Origin of the sequence: Paraburkholderia podalyriae, assembly GCF_014397785.1 — a bacterium.
In the GTDB taxonomy this organism is placed as follows: domain Bacteria; phylum Pseudomonadota; class Gammaproteobacteria; order Burkholderiales; family Burkholderiaceae; genus Paraburkholderia; species Paraburkholderia podalyriae.
Genome location: NZ_VZQQ01000250.1, coordinates 1 through 955, shown reverse-complemented (window position 1 = coordinate 955; position 955 = coordinate 1). Strand labels below are relative to the sequence as shown.

1 protein-coding gene is annotated in these 955 nt (G+C 65.3%); it reads right to left on the bottom strand.

The window, feature by feature from the left end; all coding sequences use genetic code 11:
- A partial coding sequence (locus F6X42_RS42870; RefSeq protein WP_246530568.1) for an SNF2-related protein occupies positions 1-955 on the bottom strand: 955 nt, incomplete at both ends.

Genomic DNA, 955 nt, shown 5'->3' with positions numbered 1-955 from the left:
CCGATGCCTTCGGCGTCCTCAAGCGCGGCGGCCAGATCCTTCACCGCACGCTGGTAAAGCGCCGCCTGGGTCGGGCTCAGGTGGCACCAGGCCTTGAGCTCGGTCTTGTCCGGAAGGTCGTCGATTACCCGCTTGTCGGTCTTCAGGCGGCGCAGGATGTAGGGCCGTACGAGCGTTCGCAGCGGGCCGAAGTGCTCGGCCTTCGCCAGCCGCCTGGTAAAGTTGGCAAAGACCTTGTCCGAGCCCAGCAAACCGGGGTGGGTAAAATCGAAAATGGACCACAGGTCGGACAGGCGGTTTTCCACGGGGGTGCCAGTCAGCGCGATGCGCGATTGTGCCTGGAGTTGCTTGACCTGTCGCGTTTGCTTGGCGCCCGGATTCTTGATCGCCTGTGCTTCATCAACGATGGCAAGGCGCCATTGGATGGTCCCCAGTACCGGCTGGCGAAGCAGCGAGCCAAAACTGGTGATGACGAGATCGATGTCCGCAAGCCGCGCGGCGTCCAGCGCACGCAAATCGGCCGCCGGCATGACCGACGGATGGGCGATCAGCAGGCGCAAGCCCGGGGCGAAGCGCTCGGCCTCTGCCGCCCAGTTGGCCAGCAGCGATGCGGGGGCGACCAGCAGGCTGGGCCGCACCTCGGTGCTTTCACGCTTCATCACGAGCAGCAGCGAGAGTACCTGCATGGTCTTGCCCAGGCCCATATCGTCCGCCAGGCAAGCGCCCAGTCCGAGCCGGGTGAGCAGGTACAACCACCGCACGCCGGCCCGTTGGTAGGGCCGCAGGTTCGCCTTGAGTTCCGGTCCCGGACTGATCTGCGCCAACCCTTCCGGCTGACGCAATTCCTGCAGCATGTCGGCCAGCCAGGGCCCTGCAACAAGCTGCGACCAGTCGAGGTCAGCGGGGTCGGCGTTATCGTCGAGCGAAACACCCGCCAGAAGGCGTAGGGCCTCAT